17 protein-coding genes and 1 other RNA gene are annotated in these 17,127 nt (G+C 57.9%); 5 read left to right on the plus strand and 13 right to left on the minus strand.

All coding sequences use genetic code 11. The features are described 5' to 3' along the window. Positions 1 to 74 precede the first annotated feature (74 nt). From B5F35_RS03765 to B5F35_RS03790, 6 genes are all read right to left on the minus strand, one after another. Positions 75 to 1,853: a DUF6020 family protein gene (locus B5F35_RS03765; protein WP_087238221.1), complete on the minus strand. Its 1,779-nt coding sequence runs from the start codon at positions 1,851 to 1,853 to the stop codon at positions 75 to 77. Then, positions 1,828 to 2,778 carry a glycosyltransferase family 2 protein gene (locus B5F35_RS03770; RefSeq protein ID WP_087238223.1) on the minus strand — a complete coding sequence of 317 codons (951 nt, stop codon included), beginning with the start codon at positions 2,776 to 2,778 and terminating at the stop codon, positions 1,828 to 1,830. Before B5F35_RS03770 ends, B5F35_RS03765 begins: the two co-directional genes overlap by 26 nt. Before the next feature lie 173 nt (positions 2,779 to 2,951). Further along, entirely contained in the window at positions 2,952 to 4,889 is a 1,938-nt protein-coding gene (locus B5F35_RS03775) for an LCP family glycopolymer transferase (protein ID WP_087238225.1), read from the minus strand. Beyond that, positions 4,886 to 5,365, minus strand: coding sequence for an RNA polymerase sigma factor (locus B5F35_RS03780; RefSeq protein ID WP_242969389.1), 480 nt, complete (start codon positions 5,363 to 5,365; stop codon positions 4,886 to 4,888). Before B5F35_RS03780 ends, B5F35_RS03775 begins: the two co-directional genes overlap by 4 nt. 154 nt (positions 5,366 to 5,519) lie before the next feature. Further along, the gene (locus tag B5F35_RS03785) at positions 5,520 to 6,404 is read right to left on the minus strand and encodes a ribokinase (protein ID WP_087238227.1); all 885 of its coding nucleotides are present in this window, start codon (positions 6,402 to 6,404) and stop codon (positions 5,520 to 5,522) included. Between the two features lie 63 nt (positions 6,405 to 6,467). After that, entirely contained in the window at positions 6,468 to 7,802 is a 1,335-nt protein-coding gene (locus B5F35_RS03790; RefSeq protein WP_206424008.1) for an MATE family efflux transporter, read from the minus strand. A gap of 227 nt (positions 7,803 to 8,029) precedes the next feature. Here B5F35_RS03790 and B5F35_RS03795 point away from each other — a divergent pair, with 227 nt between their 5' ends. From B5F35_RS03795 to B5F35_RS03810, 4 genes are read left to right on the plus strand one after another with little or no spacing between them, the layout of a single operon-like run. Beyond that, positions 8,030 to 8,584, plus strand: a complete 555-nt coding sequence (locus B5F35_RS03795) for an HdeD family acid-resistance protein (RefSeq protein WP_162611321.1) — start codon at positions 8,030 to 8,032, stop codon at positions 8,582 to 8,584. Between the two features lie 25 nt (positions 8,585 to 8,609). After that, a complete protein-coding gene (locus B5F35_RS03800) occupies positions 8,610 to 9,140 on the plus strand; it encodes a GNAT family N-acetyltransferase (protein ID WP_087238233.1) in 531 nt (176 codons plus the stop codon). After that, positions 9,140 to 9,439: a hypothetical protein gene (locus B5F35_RS03805; RefSeq protein WP_087238235.1), complete on the plus strand. Its 300-nt coding sequence runs from the start codon at positions 9,140 to 9,142 to the stop codon at positions 9,437 to 9,439. Before B5F35_RS03800 ends, B5F35_RS03805 begins: the two co-directional genes overlap by 1 nt. Before the next feature lie 24 nt (positions 9,440 to 9,463). Then, positions 9,464 to 9,655, plus strand: a complete 192-nt coding sequence (locus tag B5F35_RS03810) for a hypothetical protein (RefSeq protein ID WP_087238237.1) — start codon at positions 9,464 to 9,466, stop codon at positions 9,653 to 9,655. Positions 9,656 to 9,704: 49 nt separating this feature from the next. On the opposite strand, the gene B5F35_RS03815 is transcribed toward B5F35_RS03810, so the two are convergent. The 5 genes from B5F35_RS03815 to B5F35_RS03840 all read right to left on the minus strand — a co-directional run bounded on the left by B5F35_RS03815 (position 9,705) and on the right by B5F35_RS03840 (position 13,889). After that, on the minus strand, positions 9,705 to 10,709 hold the full coding sequence (locus B5F35_RS03815; RefSeq protein ID WP_087238239.1) for a helix-turn-helix transcriptional regulator: 1,005 nt from the start codon (positions 10,707 to 10,709) through the stop codon (positions 9,705 to 9,707). A 3-nt stretch (positions 10,710 to 10,712) separates the two neighbouring features. Next, positions 10,713 to 11,774 carry an alcohol dehydrogenase gene (locus tag B5F35_RS03820; RefSeq protein WP_087238241.1) on the minus strand — a complete coding sequence of 354 codons (1,062 nt, stop codon included), beginning with the start codon at positions 11,772 to 11,774 and terminating at the stop codon, positions 10,713 to 10,715. Position 11,775: 1 nt separating this feature from the next. Beyond that, a complete protein-coding gene (locus B5F35_RS03825; protein ID WP_087238242.1) occupies positions 11,776 to 12,135 on the minus strand; it encodes a YccF domain-containing protein in 360 nt (119 codons plus the stop codon). Between the two features lie 80 nt (positions 12,136 to 12,215). Then, positions 12,216 to 13,061 (minus strand): HAD family hydrolase, encoded by an 846-nt coding sequence (locus B5F35_RS03830; RefSeq protein ID WP_087238244.1) that lies wholly within the window; start codon positions 13,059 to 13,061, stop codon positions 12,216 to 12,218. A 285-nt stretch (positions 13,062 to 13,346) separates the two neighbouring features. Beyond that, positions 13,347 to 13,889 (minus strand): glycosyl-4,4'-diaponeurosporenoate acyltransferase CrtO family protein, encoded by a 543-nt coding sequence (locus B5F35_RS03840; RefSeq protein ID WP_087238248.1) that lies wholly within the window; start codon positions 13,887 to 13,889, stop codon positions 13,347 to 13,349. A gap of 164 nt (positions 13,890 to 14,053) precedes the next feature. On the opposite strand from B5F35_RS03840, the gene B5F35_RS03845 reads away from it, so the two are divergent. Next, positions 14,054 to 15,064 (plus strand): SDR family oxidoreductase, encoded by a 1,011-nt coding sequence (locus B5F35_RS03845; protein ID WP_087238250.1) that lies wholly within the window; start codon positions 14,054 to 14,056, stop codon positions 15,062 to 15,064. A gap of 97 nt (positions 15,065 to 15,161) precedes the next feature. Here the strand turns inward: B5F35_RS03845 and rnpB are convergent. Beyond that, positions 15,162 to 15,510, minus strand: an RNA gene (gene rnpB / locus B5F35_RS03850) — RNase P RNA component class A. 32 nt (positions 15,511 to 15,542) lie between these two features. Then, positions 15,543 to 17,003 (minus strand): nicotinate phosphoribosyltransferase, encoded by a 1,461-nt coding sequence (locus B5F35_RS03855; RefSeq protein ID WP_087238252.1) that lies wholly within the window; start codon positions 17,001 to 17,003, stop codon positions 15,543 to 15,545. Positions 17,004 to 17,127: the final 124 nt, after the last annotated feature.

The raw sequence follows: 17,127 nt of genomic DNA on the forward strand, positions 1-17,127 counted from the left end.
TCCCTACCTTTATACTATTCTGTCGAAATCGGAAATACAAGTGGTAATACAATACAAAAAATTGGACTCTTCTTTTACGTTTCCTTCCTGCGCGGCAGAGCCAGCCACACGACGGGAGGAATCGCGGTGAAAAAGGCGTACAGATAGCGCAGCTCACAGTAGGTGGGGGCTGCAATCATGGTCGTGGCCCACAGCGCGAGCAGAGGAATCAGCAGCAGCACACTTTTTCCCTCTCTGCGCGCAAGCAGGAGCGCGCAGGCAAAGAACGCCAGCCACACCATAGACGCAATATTATAGAAGGGCCCGGTGAATTCTCCCTTTTGGAGATCCTCCACCTTTTCCTGAATCACGGGCTGCCAGTCCTTTCCCAAAAAGCGCTCAGAGAGATTGGCAGGCTCAATCCCATAGGTATCCCCATAGCCGACAATCCCGTCCGCGACAATCCAGTTTGTGGTTCCCAGCCGCCAATAGCCCGCTGTCTCCATCAAAAAGGCAATGCAGTATTCCTTGAAATTCGGGAACAGCATCCCGAACCAGGTGGAGAAGAACGCTCCTTTATTCTCCTCCAGAAAGGCATTGTCAAATTCCGTATGGAACTTGATGCGGTCCGCCGTGAAGGCCCAGTACGCCTCCTTTGTTTTCTCCAGAGGCAGAAGCTGATCCAGATATTCCGCCTGTTCCTCGGAAATCACCCCGTCCCGGTTCACCACGCGGGCCATCTGCTGCAAGGGGATTCCAAGCGACTCCGCAAAGGGGCTCTGCGCATATCCCAGAGCGCGGTATCCAGGCCCCTGCACCGCCCAGATTCCCACCAGCAGGGCAAGGAAAAGAGGGACGCACCGTTTCCAGTGCTTCCGCAGCTGCACGCCTGCCACCAGGAAAACGCAGACGAGCAGATACAGGCCATTGTTGCGCAGAAAGGCAGCAGCCAGACAAAGCAGAGAGAAATGGATCATTCCCTGCCAGCGCAGAAGATTCTGCCCTCCCGTGCGCACTACATCGGCCAGGAAGAGAGTCAGCAGGAGCAGCACGCCGCCAAAGAGAACATCCTTCCACACCGTGACGGCATACATGCCGTGCAGCGGGTTCACGCCAAACCACAGCACCAGCAGCCACAAAACCCAGCGCGGACAGCCGCGACGGCGCATCCAGTACAGCGTATAGCCGAAAATGGACGCCATGCAGAGCAGCTGGAAGAGGACGAAGAACGCAATCCCGGCGTTGGGATCGTCAAAGAGGTTGCCCAGCGCGAGAAAAACCGCCATCACAAGCTGATACACCACCGGCTGCTGGTTGGAGATTGGCGCAATTCCGGCGGCGCGTACATAGCAGGCGAAGGAATCCCCTGTCATCAGGCCAGGGAAAAAGACAAAGTAATAAAACAAAAAGCACAGCGCAATCAGTCCCGACCATGACGCCCAGCTCATAATCCGGGAAACCACCGGCTCCTCCTGCGTTTCCGTCAGCGCGGACAGAGGATGCGCCCGCAGCCACTGGGAAACAGTTACACCCAGCGCAGCAAAAAACAATGAAAAGCAAACCCAGTACACCAGGTCGGACGCGGTCAGCCCAAGGAATTCCACGGCCTCCTCGTCCACACGCCTCCCGACAACCACAGCGGCGGAGAACAGCGCGCTAAACACGGAGAGCACCGCCCAGCTGCGCTTATCCCGGCAGCGCAGAGAGGCGCGCAGAGACAAAAAGGAAGCACCGGAAGCGAGCACGTAGAGCAGCAGGTTCCAGGTCAGCGAAAAAAAGCGGAAGAACAGAAAAACACAGCCGAGAGAAAACAGCAGGCATACCGCCTGCGTCAGAACATCCTTACGGTCAGCGATCCATTTCACCAGCTTCATGGCGTGCCTCCTCCTCAAACATCGTCAGCATCAGCTCAAACAGCTGCCGGTGTTTTTTTACCACCACATCGAGAATCATACCCGCGACAAAGGAAAGCAATGCACAGAGCCCAAACGTGGCGGAAACGATCAGCGTCGGAAAACGCGGCACCAAACCGGTGCGCAGGAATTCCAGGCCCACAGGGAGGAAAAGCAGTACAGCCACAAGCAGGAAGATCAGAGCCGCGGCTCCGAAAAACGCAAAGGGCTTATAATCCTTATACAGCCGGAAAATGGTGCACAGCACCTTGGCACCGTCGGAATAGGTATTCAGCTTGGATACGCTGCCCTGCGGGCGATCGCGGTAATCCACCGGAATCTCGCGGATCAGAAAGTTCTTGTCCACCGCATGGATGGTCATTTCCGTCTCTATTTCAAAGCCGCGCGAGAGGACGGGGAAGGTTTTCACAAAGCCGCGGCTGAACGCCCGGTAGCCCGTCATGATGTCGCGCACGTCAGCGTGAAACAGATGGTTGATCAGCCCCCGCACCAGACGGTTTCCCGTGTTGTGAAAGGGGCGCTTGTTCTCCGTGAAATAGGTGGAGGAAAGACGGTCGCCGTTTACCATATCGGCCTCCCCATCGAGAATCATCCGCACCATTTCCGGGGCGTATTCCGCCGGGTAGGTATCGTCGCCGTCGATCATCAGATAGCAGTCCGCGTCGATCTGGCGGAACATGGATCGGATCACGTTGCCCTTTCCCTGCCGGTATTCCCGGCGCACGATCGCCCCCGCCTGCGCGGCCAGCTCCGCCGTCTTATCTGTGGAATTGTTGTCGTATACATAAATCTCCGCCTGCGGCAGAGCGCGGCGGTAATCCTCCACCACCTTCTGCACCGTTTTTTCCTCGTTGTAGCACGGGATCAGCACGGCTACCTTTTTCATTCCTTGTTCCCTCCGCTTTCCGTTCGGACGCCCTCGCGGCGTATGGTTTCTTTCTAAGGATTTCCCATTTTTTTCGGTTCATCCTGTAAAAAAAGTCCCGCCGGACGCCCGGCGGGACTCTCTGTGTCCTTTTTCTTATTATCCCCGTTTCAACTCTGCTTGTCAAGGCCGGATTATCCGGCTGCGCTCTCAACTCCTGAACTTATTTGCCACTCCTCACTCAAAATTCGGGAAAAATCACTGTCATACAGACTTTGGGGAATTTCGTACCGATACACGAAATCCACAATCAAAGCGCCGTCTGTGGAAAAAAGGAGCCAGTGCGCGGCGCTGCCGTCCGCATCCAGCAGCGTGATGCGCAGCCCCGTCTCCGACAGAGAACTGAACCGCCCCTCGAACCCCCAATCCTGATCCCGCAGGATTGCCAGCAGTTCTTCCCCGCGTTCCGGGTAAAAAGCGAAACCGTCGCCTGTTTCCACGAAAATCTGATCATATTCGGAAGAATCCAGCACACCTTCCAGCGGGGATTCCTCTGTCAGCAAAACGGGCAGACCCTCCATCTCATACGAGAGGAGGGTATCATCCAGTCCATAAAATGAGCGGTACTCCTGAATGGCACGATCCAAATCATTCCAGTACGGCGCGCCGCCAAGATCAACCACCCAGTGGTACATATGCGCTGCAATCTGCTCATCCCCCTGCGCAAGGGACAAATACATTTCTTCATCCGGAAACTCCGAAAGGCTTGGATCCAGATATTCTTCGACGGCTTGCAGCTCATAGGTACCGTCCTCGTTCTCTTCCAGCAGCAGCCGCGCGCCCAAAAATGCTTTTTCCTCCTCGCACAGCGCCGTCCCATCCAGGCGGAACCGGACACAGAGACCGAACGTAACACAGCTAACCTGCCGGGAATCCGAAACAGGAGTGGCGGAATAAAGCCAAACAGCGGGAACCGCCACCTCCACGCTGCTCTCACTCCGTATCCCTGTCATATCCAGGAACGCTTCCTCCACCGCCCGCTGGATTTCCGTCCGTTCCGCGCTTTCATAGGGCGGCAGATAGACGGAGGAAAGACGATCCTTCATCTCGTCGCTGAGAAGAAAATCCTTCACCTTTGCCCGCAGGGAGGGCAGGTCATCGAGCATCATTTCCCATCCTTCGCCGTCGTATGCTCCGTCGGTATGCATGGTGTCGTCGGGAAAAGCGGTGCAGTCAAAGCGATAGGAGAGCAGGGAAGCGATTGATTTTTCCTCCACAGGCTCCGACAGCGTGGATTCCAAAGCGCCCGCAAGAAGCTCCTGAATCCCGGCGGGGGTTCTATCGGCGTCCGACCCTTCCCAGAGAGATTCCGCCAGGGCTACACGCCTGCCGCTGCGGCTGGTCAGCTGATTCTCTCCATCTGCGGAGAACCGCAGGAACCAGACGGCTTCCTGCCCGTCAAGGTGGTAGGAACCGGCGGTATAGTTCGTCTCGACGCCGCGCAGATCCAGATTGCACCCGTTCAAATACGCCGCTTCGTCCTCCAGCAGATAAACGGACGCTCCTCCCTCCATGTTAATGTAGGATGCCAAAGCGTCATAGGAAAACACAACGGCTCCATCGACCGAAATATCCAACATGGTTTCGACCTCTGTCTCAAACAGCTCCGCTCCGCCAAGGCGGTACAGCTCCCCAACCGCAACAGCACCCGCGCTCTCCGAGTTCACCACACAGGAGCTGCTCAGAAACATGCAGGCCACCCGTTCCCCCAAAGGATCGGCTGTGACAACCGCCACCGCGTCCAGATACATACCGTCGTTCGCAATGCCGATCAGAACCGATTGGGTCAGGGAAGCCTCCACCTCATCGCCCTGCTCCACGCTCAGGGAAGGCGTATCGTTCGCCTGCGCTCCGGGTCCCGTCACCGGCTCCACGGACACAGTCAGCAAGCTTGGCAAAAGGATCGCGACGGCAAGTACCGCCAGACACGCGGCTCCCACCAGGGAAAAGCGCCGCACAGCCGGACGGCCCCGGCTGCTCCCATTTGCTCCGGACAGCACCTTGTCCCGCAGAGAACTTTCCGGACGCAGCTTCCCCACCGCACCGCGCAGCAAATCCTCTCTCGATTTCATGGCTGAATCCCCCTTTCCTCCAGATTCAATCGCAGAAGTTCACGTCCCCGGTGAAGCTGCACCTTCACCGTGCTCTCCTTTCGTCCGAGCATTTCCGCAATCTCCGCAATCCGGTAGCCTTCGATATAGTGCAGGTGAATCACTTCACGGTACTTTCCGGGAAGCCGCATCAGCTCCTCCAGCACCCCAAGCTCCTCCGGCGTTTCCTCCGTCAGATCCACACCGTTCCAATCAGCCCGCCTTCTCCAAAATGGGGTGCGCCTCAAATCGTGGCATTTATTGGTTGCCACCCGCAGAAACCATGCCTTTTCATGTTCCGCGTCCGTGAATTCCGGACGATGGCGAAGATAGGCAAAAAATGTCTCCTGCACGGCATCCTCCGCATCCTGCCGGCTGCAAAGCATGACGAAGCACAGGCGGTACAGCATGGCCCCATACCGATCGTATCGTTCCGCAAGCTCCTTCTCTTCTTCCACCCGGTGCTCCCTCCTCCCTTTCTGCCTTTAACACGGCCAACCCCGCCCAAGGGTTACAGTACGGCACAAAATTTCTCACGCAAAAAGATCCGCAAGGGTGGGAAGCAGCCATCACGCTGCCCCGTCCTTGCGGATCTTTGAACAAAAGAAGGGGTTATTCCATACCCGCTTCCACCTCTGCCAAAAGAGGGATGGAGTCTGCGGCTCCCGGACGGCTCACAGCAATCGCCGCCGCGCGGGATGCACGCTCCAAAACCACCGGAAATTCTTCGCCTTTCAGCCACCCTGCCAGAAAATACCCGGTAAAAGTATCTCCGGCGGCTGTCGTATCCACCGCCTTGGCCTTGCAGACAGGCTGATGGAAGGCTTTCCCGTCCGCCGCGCAGATGGATCCCTTCTCTCCCAGTGTCAGCACGATCACCGCATGAGGATAGGTTTCGCACAGGCGGTTCAAAACCCTCTGGGGATCCTGCTCCCCCGTCAGCCATGCCCCCTCCGTTTCATTGAGCAAAAAGCAGTCCACCTGATCCAGCGGATACGAGGAAAGCATCTCATTCGCGGGGGATGGATTCAAAATAACCTTCATTCCCCGTTGCTTGGCCCGGCGCATGATCTCCGCCGTGTTGTCCAGTTCGTTTTGCAGCAGGATAAAGTCTCCCGGCTCAAAGGAAGCCAGCACCTGATCGATGTACGAAGGCGTCACCCGAAGACCCTCGTCCGCGTAGAACAAAATACAGTTCTGCCCGCTGCGATCCACCTGAATCACCGTGTGCGAGGATGGTCCCGGCACTTCCCGAATCAGCGAGGTATTCACCCCGTTCTTTTCGAGCACGGCGCGCAGCTCGTCCCCATCGTTTCCTATCAGCCCGGCATGCCATACCGGCGCACCGGCTTTTGCCAGCGCAATGGATTGGTTCAGCCCCTTTCCTCCGCAGAAAATCCGGCGTGAATGAGCCCGGATGGTTTCCCCGGCACGGACAATCTCTTCCACCGCGTACACATAATCCAAATTCATTGAACCAAAATTTAAAATACGCATTTCCATCACTCCTGTCCAAAAATTCTTCTATTCACAGATACGGCAGGCCAGCGGCCGCTTTCATCAGCGGATGGCCTTTCCGCGCCAACGGTTGCTCATAAAGCGCCAGAGGAACAGAGCAGACCGCACAAACCAGTCAATAAACATGGCAAACCATACGCCCATCAAGCCCATATGGAACGCCTGTGCCAGCAGATAGCTGAAGCCGATGCGGAAAATCCACATCGAAAGCACCGAGATTCCCATGGTAAAGCGCGCATCGCCCGCCGCGCGCAGACCGTTCGGCAGCGTAAAGCTTGCGGGCCAGATCAGGATGGTAAACACCCCATTGCAGAGGATGACCTCCACCGCCATCTGCGTCGCCTCCGGGGACAGGCTGAACAGACCGGTCAAAAGGTGTGCTCCGGCCATTTCCAGCAGTGACAGCACTGTAATGCACACATAGGAAAGCAAAGTCAGCCAGCGGGTATATTTTTTCGCCTGCTCATACTCCCCGGCTCCCACGCACTGGCCCACCACCGTAACCATCGCCAGACCAATGGCAATCGATGGGATCTGCGGGAGGGAAGCCACGGAGTTTGCCGCCGCGTTGGCTGCAATCGCAGCGGTGCCAAAGGTGGCAATGAGCCCCTGCACCAGAATCTTTCCAATCTGGAACATCCCGTTTTCCAGTCCGTTTGGGATGCCAATATTGAGAATCTTGCGGATCATGGACCAGTTGGGCCGGAAAATATTCAGCGTTTCCAGATGGATTTTATCGTTCTGGTGCGGCTTGGAATGGAGCAGCCAAACCATCACGAAGGCTCCCAGCGCACGGGAAACCAGCGTGGAAATCGCCGCGCCCGCCACACCGAGCTGAAAGACATAAATCAGCAGCGCGTTGCCGCAGACATTGAGCACATTCATGATAATCGAAGTGTGCATGGAAACCTTGGAATTTCCCATCGCACGGAAGAGCGCCGCGCCGCCGTTATAAATTCCCAAAAATGGATAAGAAATCACAGACCAGAAAAAATAGGTATAGCTGTTCTGCATCACGTCGGCTTCCGCGCTGCCGAAAAGAAGATCCAAAAGGGTTTGGTTCCCCACCAGCGCCAGCAAAGCCAGCAGTGTGGACAAAAAGCCCACAGAGAGCAGGAGCTGTTTGGCTGCCAGATTTGCATTCTCGCGATCCTCCCGCCCCAGATACTGTGAGGCAACAATCGCACCGCCTGTTGCAAGAGCGGAAAAAATATTGATCAACAGGATATTGATGGAATCCACCAGCGAAACACCGGACACCGCCGCCTCGCCGCAGCTTGCCACCATCACGGTGTCCGCCATGCCGATGGTCACAGCAAGCAGCTGTTCTACCACAAGCGGCCAGATCAGACGCCTGAGCGCACGGTTTGAAAACATCATCGAACCCATCCTCCCACTCCTTCCAAAGGCCGCCATGCGGCGATTGGGAAATTATCTTTTAACCTTACGCCTTTCCAAAAGGATTGTCAAGTTTCCACAAGACTCTCGCAAATCTCTCTGCGAATTCAAGCTTTTCTTTTTGTACAAAACGTGATACCATCTTATTCAGAAAAGGAAACCGCCCAAAAGGGCCATCAAAGTGAAAAGTGATAGGAAGTGTTTTTGTGAAAAAAAAGCGTATTGTATCAGACCTGACCCTGATCTCCCTGTTCTACGTTGCGCTTGGTGTAATCCTGCTCGGCTGGCCCGAGCTTTCCTCGCGCATTATCTGCTATGCGTTCGGCGGCGTGCTCACCGTCTCCGGCATCCTGCGGATCGTCCGCTACTTCCTGCGCGATCAGTATGACGGCATGATCCGCAAGGACTTCTCCTTTGGGCTGGTGCTGGCCGCCGGCGGCCTCTTCCTAATCTTTCGGCCGGATACCGTCGTTTCCTTCCTTCCCTTTGTGTTCGGCCTGCTGCTGGTGGCGGGCTGTGCGGAAAAGCTTCAGACCGCGGCGGATCTGCGGCGGATTGGGATACCGCTGTGGTATGTCCCGCTGATTATGGGCGGCGTTTCCCTGGTGCTGGGCATCATCCTGCTCTGCCAGCCCTTTGGCAGCGCGATGATCCTCACCCGCTTCATCGGCGTTGCGATCATTGTGGAGGGTGTGGAGAACCTGGCCGCGCTTCCCATTTTTGAACGCAAGCTTCAGGATCACTACAGCGACCGCATGTGACGGTCCCGGACAGGAGGCATCTTCCATGGAATTCCGTCCGGCACGCGCGGATGAATTGTCCTGCCTGTGCGAAATGCTTGAGAACGCAAAGGAACGGCTTCGCCTGCTTGGCCTGACCCAGTGGCAGTCCGGCATCCCCAACCGCGAGATGCTTGCCGCCGATATCACAGCGGGGCGCTCCTTCGTGCTCGCGGAGCAGGGAAAGCTTCTCGCTTCCGCCGCCATCTGCTTCGGGGAGGACGAAAGCTACCGTGACATAGACGGCGCATGGCCGAATGAGGAGCCATACGCCGCGATCCACCGTGTATTTACCGCGCAGGATGCTTTGCGGAAGGGATGCGGCGCTCTTCTGCTGCAAAACGCGGAAACGCTTTGCCTTGGCCGCGGCGTGCGCAACCTGCGGGCCGACACACACCGGGGAAACCTTCCCATGCAGGCCCTTCTCCGCCGGTGCGGCTTTTCTTTGTGCGGCGTCATTATTCTGCAAAACACGCCGGAAATCGATCCGGAGCGCCTGGCCTACCACAAAACCCTGACCGCAAAGGAGGAATCCTGATGAACTCCCTGTTCCGCGAGCTTGACCGGCTTCTCGAAGCCGCCCGGCGGGAGGAAAGCCTTCGCCGCCGCCTGCTTGACACACGCACCGCGGCGGACCCGATGGACGCATTCTGCTCTCTGGCCCAGTCCCTGGGGTATGAAATCTATCTGGGGGATCTCTTCGCCGCCGGTCAGGAATACAGCGACAACCAGTGCAAGAGCACCAACGGCGGCAACCCCCGCCCCTATGACTCCTTCAACGACACTCTGGAATTTTTCCTCGCGGAGCTGGAACAGGCGGCCCCCCTCTCCGAATAATATGGGAACGGAGGTGATACCGCCGTGGAAATGAAGGTCTACCACTGCACGGACCCGAAAGAAAATCCCGTCCCCGGTTGGCTGCGGGGCGCGGCTCCCGCCGAGCCTCAGCAGGAAAAGACGCTGGTGGAGCGGTTCAAGGAAAATCCCGACTCCTTTTTCCCCGAATTTGTCCGGCAGGGAAGCCGCCCGCCCAAGCGGCGCGGCCATCCATAAGAAACAGCAGGGAGGACGCCCGAAAGCGTCCTCCCTGTTTTCTTTTTCCTCATTGCATCGCGTCCAGAGCGGCGGAAAGCCAGCTTTTGTATTCCTGCGCGGTATTCTGCGGGGACAACAGCTGCGCCTTTTCCCCAAATCCGGCCAGCCAGCCGAAAAACTGCGGGCTGACAGCTGCGGGCACCGTCACACGGAAATGATCCTCTCCGTCCCGGGACACCGTGAGCGCTTTTCCAAACCGATCGACGACAGCACCAATCAGCGAATTGACAAAGCGAAGCTCCACATAGCGCACCTCGCCGCCGTACATGCCGAATACAGACTGTGTATAGCGTGCCAGATCCACGCCCGCAAATGAATCCTGCCCGGCACGTGGACGATTTTTGACCTCCAGCCGTTCCATTTTGTCCACACGGTAATGCTTGATCTTTTTGGCCTTTGCGTCATAAGCCACCAGATAATAATTCTGGTTATCCCACATCAGCGCCCACGGGCTGACGCAGTAGCGTTCCCCGCCGTGGCGGTACTGCTTGCGGCACGCTTCCTGCTTGTCAAAGTCCACCACCCACTCAAAATACACAAAGGAAACGCACTTTTCCTCCGAAATCGCCGCGTGGATGGTGTCAATGTTATAATATATGCTCTCGTTCATCGTCTTGATGCGATCCGCGACATGCACCTGACGGCGGAGCGCCCCCGCCTGCCAGCGGCTCGTCATCGATTCCATCTTGCCAATCAGCGCCCGCGATTTCCTGCCGGTCAGAAAGCGCGACGACTGCACCGCGTCCACCAGAAGCTTGAGCTCCGCCAGCTCGAACTCCCGCTCGCCCAGAAAATACCCGCGCACGGGCGTGCCGACCTTCACAATGTCATAGCCGAAATCGCGCAGTGTCTCCAAATCGTCATACACGCTCTTACGCTCTGCGCTGATTCCAGCGCGCTCCAGCTCCGTGAGAAGCTGCTGCATCGTGACGGGGTGCTGCTCGTCGCTCTCCCGGCGCAGAAAGCGCAGCAGGACAAGCAGCTTGATCTTCTGATTTTTCCCGCGCGGCACGGCTCATTCCTCCTCCCACGGCGTGACGGCCCATTTCAAACATCCGTCCTCCCGGTTCTCAAAGACGCGGTAGCCTTCCAGAATCCGGTTGAGCGGCGCCTTGTGCGTGATCAGGAAGCTGGCATCCAGTCTCCCCGCTTCCATCAGACGCATCAGCTCGGAGGAATGGACGGCATCCACGCCGCCCGTCTTGAAAATGAGGTTCTTTCCATACATGGACGGAAGCGGAAGCGTCTGGTTTTCCTCATACATGGCGACAAGAGCGACACACGCATTCGGCCTTGCAATCCGCCAGGCCGTTTCCAGGCTGTCCGCGCCGCCCGCTGCTTCCACCACGCCGTCGGCGCCGCGTCCCTCTGTGAGTCCGCGCACCGCGCGTTCCGCATCCTGCTCCCGCGGATTCACGGTGAAGTCGGCCAGCCCCAGCTTCGCCGCCCGCTCCAGCCGGAACGGGTCCACGTCGAGGGCGATCACGCGGGCCGCGCCAAACAGCCGGGCGCACGCCATCGCGCACAGGCCCACCGGCCCGGCCCCCACCACCGCGACGCTGTCGCCGGGGCACAGCTCGCACAGCTCCGCCCCAAAATAGCCGCTCGCGAGGATGTCCCCAAGAAACAGAGCGCTTTCATCCGTCACGGAATCCGGGATCTTCGTCAGCCCTGTGTCCGCGAAAGGGACGCGCACATATTCCGCCTGGCAGCCGTCGATCCGGCAGCCAAGCTCCCAGCCGCCATGCTCACAGTTGTTGATGAAGCCGCGCCGGCAAAACCAGCAGTCTCCGCAGAAGGTGATGCAGTTTGCCGCCACACGATCCCCGGGGCGCAAGCCGTGCACCGCTTCCCCAACCTCCTCCACCACGCCGACAAACTCGTGGCCGAGGACGATGTCCGGGTTCGCCCGGGGAACGGCTCCCCGCAGAATGTGCAGATCGCTGGTGCAGATGGTCGAGAGCGTCACGCGCACGATCGCGTCGCGCGGCTCCTGAAGCTGGGGAACGGGACGTTCCGTCAGCGCCGCGCGCCCGTCCGCCCGGCGCACCAGGGCTTTCATCCATGCCTTTTCCATGTCATTCCACCTCCGCGCCAAACGGCATGAGCGCAAGCTTTGCCAGCTTGAAGCACTGCAGGCCGAACGGGATCCCGATGATAGTGGCACAGAACAGAAGCCCGTTCACCGCCGCTACAATCGCCAGCGGAATCCCGCTGACCAGCAGCCAGATCAGGTTGAGCAGAAACGAACCCACGCCGCCGCCATATCGCACTTCCTTTCCGAAGGGGAAGAAGGAAAGCCCGGCGATTTTGAAGCACTGCATCCCCACCGGAATCCCAATGATGGTAATGCACCACAGCACCCCCGCCGCTCCCCAGCAAAGCCCCTGCCAGAACCCTCCGCAGAGAAACCAGATCGCGTTTCCAAAACAGCCCATGCAAAGCCCTCCCGCCTGATCTTTTTTCTCAGTATGGCGTTCCCCCGCCCGTTTGTCAAGGGTATTTCCCCCGCACACAGTTATTTTACAATTCCGGCAGGCCGCAGCACAAACCGTTCTATGGCTTCTCCGGCGCCGCCCTCTTCATTCGACAGACTCGATACATAGCGGGCGCGCGCCTTGGTCTGCGCAAGTCCGTTGCACATCGCTACGGAAACACCTGCCCAATCCATCAGCTCAAAATCGTTGTCCCCATCGCCCAGAGCCATAACCTCCGCCGAAGGGACGCCCAGGCGATCGCACAGGCGGGAAAGTCCTTCCCCCTTGTTCACGCCCTTCTCGTTGAGCTCCATATAACTGTCGATCGAAGAGGATACCGCCAGCGAAGAGGATGCGTCCACAGCTTCCAAAAGACACTCCTTGTCTCCTGGCCGCATGCCGCCCACCGTGATCTTTTCCACCTCATGTCCCTTGAGTGCTTCCTTGAGATCGGCGGCGAGATGCGTGGCAGAAGCGAAGTCCAGCCAGAAGGGGCTCTCCTTTGCGCGCGCTTCCAGAATTGGACGATCCTTTTCCGGCACCCAGGATTCCCCATCCGCATAAATTTCCAGCATCACATGCGGAAAGTCTTCCAGGATGTCGAGGATCCGATGCAGCTTCTGCTCCGGAAACGGCCGGGAAAAGAGCCGCTCTCCCGTGTGCAGATCCACGGCAGCGGCTCCGTTGGAAATCACCGCGTAGCGCACCTGCGGCACCTGACGGAACACCGGCAGAAGGATTCCCGTCGTGCGCCCGCTGGCGATCGCTGTCAGAATCCCATGCTCCGACGCCAGGCGCAAAGCCTCCTTTGAGCGTTCCGGCACGGTGCGGTGATCGTCCGCCAACAGTGTGCCGTCCAAATCCGTTGCAATTAATTGTATCTTCATGCGCCTTCCTCCTGCTCCTGTCCGGTCAAAATAACCGGTATTCCTCTCACATTCCAGGGCCTGTATAAATCAGCACAGGTCCGATGGATTCTGGATTCAGTATAGCGGAGGAAAGCTGTTTAATATTCTTTTCGAGAATATTAAACACAAATCTCCCGCCCGCGAAAAAAGCACACGGCAGGAGGAAATTTTTTAGGCAGGATGCTCCGGGATACAACAGAAAAATACCCGCTCTCAAACACAAATGTCAGAGAGCGGGCGTTGATTTTCATGATTTCAACGTTTTTACGCACACGGCGACGCGGAAGCTGTAACAGCAGCGGAAGCAACCGTTCCTTTCTGTGTGCGCAGGCGGCGCTTGCGGAGCGTTTGCAGGCGGAAACGGTTGTAGCGCTGAATAGCGGCAAACGGAAGATTGCCGAGCAGATTCAGAAAAGCAAACAGCAATCCAAACCCGATGGGATTGATCACCAGCAGCAGCACGGCGCACAGCGCGCCGGAGAGATGCATCCACTCTCCGCGGCAGGTTTCCATAATGAATTCATTGATATAATCAATGGTCAAGTCATCCGGGCGCTCCAGATGCTCCTTGGAAAAGCCATTGCGTGCCGCATACTGCGGAATGCGATCCTTCCAGGCATTGATGCGCAGCGTATCCTTATACCACCGGCCGCCTCGCTCCCAATCGCGGGCGCGGAACCTTGGCTTCGTCTCGTCGAAGTAGCTGGCGGGAAGCTTTACACAGGCGATAAACACCGTCACATGCCAAATTGCGACGATCACCATATTCCACACCAGAATCTGAATACCGGACAGGCCTCTCAGCACGAAGCTCTTCCCCCTTTCCTGCAATATCAACCGTTTGCAAGCTTTCTCTGGATTATCGTTTCCAAATGTGATAAGATCAATCTATGCAAGCGGTGAACAAATCTTACCATTTTGTCACATTTATTATTTTTATTATAATACAAAAAAAGGGAGCGTGCAAGAGAATGAAAGCTTTATTTTTGGGAGGCACCGGCACCATCAGCTCCGCCTGCACAGCGCTGGCACAGCGGCAGGGGTGGGAGATCACCCTGCTGAACCGCGGCAGCCATCCCGCACCGGCGGGAATGGAGCAGCTCACCGCGGACTGCACCGATCCGGACGCCATGAAGGCGGCCCTTGGCGACCGCACCTTTGACGTTGTGGCCGATTTCATCGCCTACCGCCCGCTGGACGTACAGCGCGACATTGAGCTGTTCCGCGATCGCTGTTCGCAGTATATTTTCATCAGCTCGGCATCCGCGTACCAGAAGCCGCTCTCCGATTATCTGATCACGGAAAGCACCCCGCTCTCCAACCCGTACTGGCAGTATTCCCGCGATAAAATCGCGTGCGAGGAGGTGCTGATGGAAGCTTACCGCTCCTTCGGTTTCCCTGTTACCATCGTGCGCCCCAGCCACACCTACTGCGAGCGCTCCATCCCCATGGGCGTGCACGGGGACGGCGGAAGCTGGCAGATCATCCGCCGGATGCGGGAGGGAAAGCCCGTCATCGTGCATGGGGACGGCTCCTCACTCTGGACGTTCACCTTCAACACCGACTTTGCCAAGGGCTTCTGCGGCCTGATGGGCAACCCCCACGCACTGGGGCAGGCGGTGCACATCACCAGCGACGAGAGCCTGACCTGGGATCAGGCCTATGAGATTGTCGGACATGCTCTGGGCGTCAAGCCGAATCTCGTCCATATTTCCAGCGACTTTCTCTCCGCCTGCCGCCCGGACCTGCTCGGCCCGCTGCTGGGAGACAAAGCCCGTTCCGTCGTGTTCGACAATTCCAAGCTGAAACGCCTTGTGCCCGGCTTTTACGCGGGAATCCGCTACGATCAGGGCGTGCGGATCTGCCTGTCCTACATTGAGGCACACCCGGAGCTGCAAACAGAGGACCCGAAGTTCGACGCCTGGTGCGACCGCGTGATCGCCGCGTATTTCTCCACCCTGCGCACGCTGGATCAGAACTGAACAGGGAAATTTCCCGCACCCGGCAGAAGCACCCGCACAAACTGCCGGACAGCAAAAGCCCCCATGGAACGCTAAGCGCTCCATGGGGGCTTTTTATGGTGTGACCAGCCCTGTAAGCCGAGTTCTGTCATGAACGACCATCTATCTTGACCGTGCGTTGCCGCTCCGGTTCCTGCCACCTCCACGGGACGCGCCGGGCCGGCGCATACTGTCCCTCCGCGGTGTTGCTCCGAATAGGGTTTGCAGAGCCGCGCGGTCTCCCGCGCGCTGGTGAGCTCTTACCTCGCCTTTCCACCCTTGCCGCCCAAAGAGCGGCGGTATCTCTCTGTTGCACTTTCCCTGGGGTCGCCCCCGGCGGCCGTTAGCCGTTATTCTTGCCCTGTGGAGCTCGGACTTTCCTCAGACGGGCCCTTTCGGGCTTCGCCCGCGGCCGCTCAGGCTGCTCACAAAAACATTGTACCGGATTTTGTCCGCCTTGTCAATTCGTGATGTGTTCCTCAAGCAGACGGTTCTTGATCTTCCACAGCTCGGGGGAGAGGTCGACATAATACTGGTGCGGGTTCTCAAAACGCTTGACCTCGTCCCAGAGCGTTTCCACCTGCGCGGCACAGTAGGACTGGATCTCCCGCAGGTCGCGCTCCTTCGCCAGGCAGCGGCCTCCCTCGAAGATCTTTTCCTGAAGCCGGACCGCGCGGAAGTTGGTGAGCGTCTTGCGCTTCCAGACATGGTCGGGATCGAAAATCTCATACGGCTTCGTGTCGTCGATCGTCTCCTCATGCAGGGTGATCACGTCGGCCAGCGCCTTCCCCGTCTCGCGGTCAAACAAGCGCCACAGGCCCTTGAAGCACGGGGTGGTGATTTTCGCGACATTCTCGCTGACCTTGATCTTCGGTGTCACGCTGCCGTCGGGATTCTCCACACCGCTGAGCTTATACACGCCGCCGAATACCGGCTCGGGGGCGGCGGTGATCAGCCGTTCGCCCACGCCGAAGCTGTCCACACACGCACCTTGCACGAGCATATCGCGTATAATGGTTTCATCAAGGGAATTCGAGGCGCAGATCTTACAGTCGGGGAATCCGGCCTCGTCGAGCATCTTTCTGGCCTTGCGGGACAGGTAGGTGATGTCTCCGCTGTCGATGCGGATTCCGGCGGGACGGAACCCGCGCGGCACGACCACCTCGTTGAAAACCTTGATGGCGTTGGGAACGCCCGACTTGAGCGCATTGTAGGTGTCGACCAGAAGTGTACAGGAGGACGGATACTGCTCCGCGTAGGCGCGGAAAGCATCCAGCTCACTGTCAAACAGCTGCACCCAGGAATGCGCCATGGTGCCGAGTGCCGGGATGGCAAAATCACGGTCGCAGATGGTGCAGGCGGTGCCGCAGCAGCCGCCGATGAAGGCCGCGCGCGCGCCGTAGATCGCGCCGTCCGGCCCCTGGGCACGGCGGGAACCGAACTCCATCACCGCCCGGCCCTGCGCGGCGCGGACGATCCGGTTTGCCTTTGTCGCAATCAGGCTCTGGTGGTTGATGGTCAGGAGCAGCATGGTTTCAATGAGCTGCGCCTGAATGACAGGCCCGCGCACCGTGACGATCGGCTCGCCCGGGAAAATCGGCGTGCCCTCGGGAATCGCCCAGATATCGCAGCAGAATTTGAAATCGGAAAGATAGGCGAGAAATTCCTCATTGAAGATCCCCGTCGAGCGCAGGTACGCGATATCCTCCGGGGTGAACACAAGCTGGTTGAGATATTCGACAAGCTGCTGCACACCGGCCATGATCGCAAAGCCGCCGCTGTTCGGCACACGGCGGAAGAACATGTCGAAATAGGCGATGGTATCCCGGTAGCCGTTTGCCAGATAGCCGTTCGCCATGGTCATTTCGTAAAAATCGGTGAGCATCGTCAGGTTCTTGCCTGTGGGCATCTTTTCTGTCATAGGTCGCATCTCCAAACGATAAAATTGAGCCGCGCGTCCCGGCGCCGCCGCTCTGTATTTCTTTTTATTATACCAAATCACCATTCAAATCACAAATCCTTTTTCCCGTTTTCTCTCGAAAACC

The organism is Anaeromassilibacillus sp. An200 (assembly GCF_002160025.1).
GTDB lineage: Bacteria > Bacillota > Clostridia > Oscillospirales > Acutalibacteraceae > Caccousia > Caccousia stercoris.

Excerpts from the sequence above, each read along its gene's own strand:
- B5F35_RS03765 (WP_087238221.1), bottom strand. The coding sequence starts at position 1,853 with ATGAAGCTGGTGAAATGGATCGCTGACCGTAAGGATGTTCTGACGCAG.
- B5F35_RS03770 (WP_087238223.1), bottom strand. The coding sequence starts at position 2,778 with ATGAAAAAGGTAGCCGTGCTGATCCCGTGCTACAACGAGGAAAAAACG.
- B5F35_RS03775 (WP_087238225.1), bottom strand. The coding sequence starts at position 4,889 with ATGAAATCGAGAGAGGATTTGCTGCGCGGTGCGGTGGGGAAGCTGCGT.
- B5F35_RS03785 (WP_087238227.1), bottom strand. The coding sequence starts at position 6,404 with ATGCGTATTTTAAATTTTGGTTCAATGAATTTGGATTATGTGTACGCG.
- B5F35_RS03790 (WP_206424008.1), bottom strand. The coding sequence starts at position 7,802 with ATGTTTTCAAACCGTGCGCTCAGGCGTCTGATCTGGCCGCTTGTGGTA.
- B5F35_RS03800 (WP_087238233.1), top strand. The coding sequence starts at position 8,610 with ATGGAATTCCGTCCGGCACGCGCGGATGAATTGTCCTGCCTGTGCGAA.
- B5F35_RS03805 (WP_087238235.1), top strand. The coding sequence starts at position 9,140 with ATGAACTCCCTGTTCCGCGAGCTTGACCGGCTTCTCGAAGCCGCCCGG.
- B5F35_RS03820 (WP_087238241.1), bottom strand. The coding sequence starts at position 11,774 with ATGGAAAAGGCATGGATGAAAGCCCTGGTGCGCCGGGCGGACGGGCGC.
- B5F35_RS03825 (WP_087238242.1), bottom strand. The coding sequence starts at position 12,135 with ATGGGCTGTTTTGGAAACGCGATCTGGTTTCTCTGCGGAGGGTTCTGG.
- B5F35_RS03830 (WP_087238244.1), bottom strand. The coding sequence starts at position 13,061 with ATGAAGATACAATTAATTGCAACGGATTTGGACGGCACACTGTTGGCG.
- B5F35_RS03845 (WP_087238250.1), top strand. The coding sequence starts at position 14,054 with ATGAAAGCTTTATTTTTGGGAGGCACCGGCACCATCAGCTCCGCCTGC.
- B5F35_RS03855 (WP_087238252.1), bottom strand. The coding sequence starts at position 17,003 with ATGACAGAAAAGATGCCCACAGGCAAGAACCTGACGATGCTCACCGAT.